Genomic DNA, 3,318 nt, shown 5'->3' on the forward strand with positions numbered 1-3,318 from the left:
ACACCACCCGCTCGCCGCGAGCCACGCCCCGGCATGCGCTGGGCGGGGAGCCGGCCCTGTCCCGCCGGGCGCCACCGGCACGAAACTTGCGCCGCCCCCGGCGTTCTGGCCTCGTCCGGCCACCGGCCGAGCCTTGGGGAGTTGCGCTTTGCGTCTGTTCCGCTGCCAGGCCTGCGAACAGGTCCTGTATTTCGAGAACCGCCTGTGTACGCAGTGCGGTCATCGCGTCGGCTACCTGCCAGGGGCCGGGGCATTGACTGCCGTGGAGCCGGACGGGGAGGGCTGGACCGCGCTCGCGGAGCCGGACCGCCCGCTGCGCTTCTGCACCAACGCCGAGGCCGATGCCTGCAACTGGCTGGTCGCCGACGGGGGCGACTACTGCGACGCCTGCCGGCACAACCGCACCATCCCCGACCTTGATCAGGCGCCCAATCTTGATCGGTGGCGCAAGGTCGAACAGGCGAAGCACCGGCTGTTCTACACGCTGTTGCGCCTCGGCCTCCCGGTCGCGACCCGGGCGGACGACCCGGCCCACGGCCTCGCCTTCGACATCCTCGCCGCGCCCCGCGCCGGCGAGACGCAGGTCATGACCGGCCATGACGAAGGCGTGATCACCCTGTCGCTCGCGGAAGCCGACGACGTCGAGCGCGAGAAGCTGCGCGAGGAGATGGGCGAGCCCTATCGCACCGTCCTCGGCCATTTCCGCCACGAGATCGGGCACTACTTCTGGGACGTGCTGGTGCGCGACGCGCCCGACGCGGCGGCGCGGCTGGACCGGTTCCGCGCGCTGTTCGGCGACGAGCGCGAGGATTATCAGGCCGCCCTGCAGCGCCACTATGCGGAGGGCGCGCCGGCCGACTGGCAGAACCGCTTTGTCAGCGCCTATGCGACCGCGCATCCGTGGGAGGATTTCGCCGAGACCTGGGCGCATTACCTGCACATCGTCGATACGCTGGAGACCGCGGCGGCGTTCGGCGTCGATCTGCATCCGGTCGCCTCCGCCGACGAGAGCCTGGTCGCGGAAATCCATTTCGACCCGCACGAGCCCGACACGTTCGACCGGTTGATCGCGGCGTGGCTGCCGCTCACCCTCGCGGTCAACAGCCTCAACCGCAGCATGGGACAGCCCGATTTCTACCCCTTCGTGCTGTCGCCGCCCGCGGTCGAGAAGCTGGCCTATGTTCACGCCCTTGTGCACGGCGGACCGGACGCCGGCTGAGCGCGCGGCGCCCGGCTGATTTCGACCGGGCCGACGCGGGGCAGGGGCGCGGCGGCGGGCATCGACACCGGACGGGAAAGCGGGGGAGGCTGGTGCACCGCACCAATCGCCCCGTCGCCCCGTCGCCCCACGCGCAGACCCGTCATGCCCGACCTGACCGCGCCATCCATGCCCGCCGACGCGACCGTGCCGTCCCCGCCGGAGGGGCTGCCGCCCGGCCGCCGTGGCTGGGCGATGGCGACCGTGCTGATCGCGGTCGGCCTCGCGACGCTCGATACCGCGATCGCCAACACCGCGCTGCCCACCATCGCGGCCGACCTGCACGCCAGCCCGGCGGCATCGGTCTGGGTGGTCAATGCCTATCAGCTGGCGCTGGTCGCGACGGTGCTGCCCTTCGCGGCCCTCGGCGACAAGCTCGGCTACCGGCGCATCTATATCGGCGGGCTGGCGGTGTTCACCGTGGCCTCGGCCGTCTGCGCGCTGTCCTGGTCGCTGCCGACGCTGGCGGTCGCGCGGGTGCTGCAAGGTTTGGGCGCGAGCGGGATCATGAGCGTCAACGTGGCGCTGATCCGCTTCATCTACCCGCCGGCGATGCTCGGGCGCGGCGTGGGCAACAACGCGCTGGTGGTCGCGATCGCCTTCGCGGTCGGCCCGACGGTCGCCTCCGCCATCCTGTCGGTCGCGCCGTGGCCTTATCTGTTCGCGATCAACGTGCCGCTCGGCGCGCTGGCGGTCGCGATCGCGTTGCCCACCCTGCCGCGGACGCCGCTCAGCGACCGTCGCTTCGACCTGCCGAGCGCCGTGCTCAACGCGGTGACGTTCAGCCTGTTCGTCATCACGCTCGCCGAGGCGTCGCACGCCGCGCGGCTGCGCATCGTCTTGCCGCTGTTCGCGGTGTTCCTGCTCGTCACGCTGGTCTTCCTGCGCCGGCAGCTGCCGCTGGCGGCGCCGATGCTGCCCATCGACCTGTTCCGCCGGCCGCTGTTCACGCTGTCCGCGGTCACCGCGGTCTGCTCCTTCGCCGCCCAGGGATTGGCGTTCGTCTCGCTGCCCTTCTTTTTCCAGAACGAGCTGGGACGCTCGGCGGTGGATACGGGGCTGCTGATGACGCCCTGGCCGGTCGTCGTCGCCATCATGGCGCCGATCGCGGGGCGGCTGTCGGACCATTATCCGCCGGCAATCCTCGGCGGCGTCGGCATGGCGGGGCTGGCGCTGGGCATGTTGCTGCTCGGCGCGCTGCCGGCGCATCCGACCACGCCGGACATCATCTGGCGCATGGCGATCTGCGGCGCCGGATTCGGCTTCTTCCAGTCGCCCAACCTGCGCGCCCTGATGACGAGCGCCCCGCCCGAGCGGAGCGGCGGCGCCTCCGGCGTCGTCGCGACCTCGCGCCTGCTCGGTCAGGCGAGCGGGGCGGCCCTGGTCGCGGCGTGTTTCAGCATCGAGGGCGTGCAGGGACCGTCGCTCGCCCTCCTGCTCGGCGCCGGCTTCTCCGGAGCGGCGAGTGTGGCCAGCTTCATGCGTCTGGCCGCGCGCTGATCCGGCGGAAGCGCCGCGCCGTCGGCAGCAGCACGACGCCGCGCGCCGCCAGGGTGCCGCACAGCCCGGCCGGCGCCGCCAGCATCACCGCGATCGCGACCGCGCCCAGCGCGATCAGATACCACGCCCCGTAATCGGCGAAGGCCGCGCGGGCCGCGAAGAACACCGCCGTCCCCGCCGCCGGCCCCTCCAGCGTGCCGATGCCGCCGATCACCACGATGAAGATCACGTCCGCCGTCCAGTCGAGCACGCTGAACGCCGCGTCCGGCGAGACGCGCAGGTTCTGGATGAAGATCACGCCCCCCACCATGCCGGTCATCGCCGCGACCGCCAGATAGACCAGCAGCTTCAGCCGCCGCACGTCGACGCCGAGGCTCGCCGCCGCCGTCTCGTTGTCGCGCACCGCCGTCAGCGCGAGGCCCGCACGGGCGCGCAGCAGCGCCCAGGCGAGCACGGTCGCCGCCGCCGCCAGCGCGAGCGCGACGGCATACAGGATCAGCTGCCGCCCCGCCCGGTCCGGCGCGATGCCGCGCACGGCCGCGAGCGGCAGCGTCTTGCCC

General features: G+C 72.4%; 3 protein-coding genes. 2 read left to right on the forward strand and 1 reads right to left on the reverse strand.

Going from position 1 to position 3,318, the window contains the following annotated elements; translation table 11 throughout:
* The first annotated feature begins 148 nt into the window (after positions 1–148).
* Both B8460_RS14375 and B8460_RS14380 read left to right on the forward strand, forming a co-directional pair.
* A complete protein-coding gene (locus B8460_RS14375; protein WP_048862303.1) occupies positions 149–1,219 on the forward strand; it encodes a zinc-binding metallopeptidase family protein in 1,071 nt (356 codons plus the stop codon).
* Positions 1,220–1,363: 144 nt separating this feature from the next.
* Positions 1,364–2,758, forward strand: a complete 1,395-nt coding sequence (locus B8460_RS14380; protein WP_048862304.1) for an MFS transporter — start codon at positions 1,364–1,366, stop codon at positions 2,756–2,758.
* Here the strand turns inward: B8460_RS14380 and B8460_RS23650 are convergent.
* On the reverse strand, positions 2,736–3,318 hold a 583-nt coding region (locus B8460_RS23650), incomplete at its 5' end, for an ABC transporter permease subunit (RefSeq protein ID WP_048862305.1). The genes B8460_RS14380 and B8460_RS23650 overlap by 23 nt on opposite strands.

The organism is Acidisphaera rubrifaciens HS-AP3, assembly GCF_000964365.1.
Taxonomy (GTDB): Bacteria; Pseudomonadota; Alphaproteobacteria; order Acetobacterales; family Acetobacteraceae; genus Acidisphaera; species Acidisphaera rubrifaciens.

Coding starts and splice junctions, on each gene's coding strand:
- B8460_RS14380 (WP_048862304.1), top strand. CDS start 1,364: ATGCCCGACCTGACCGCGCCATCCATGCCCGCCGACGCGACCGTGCCG.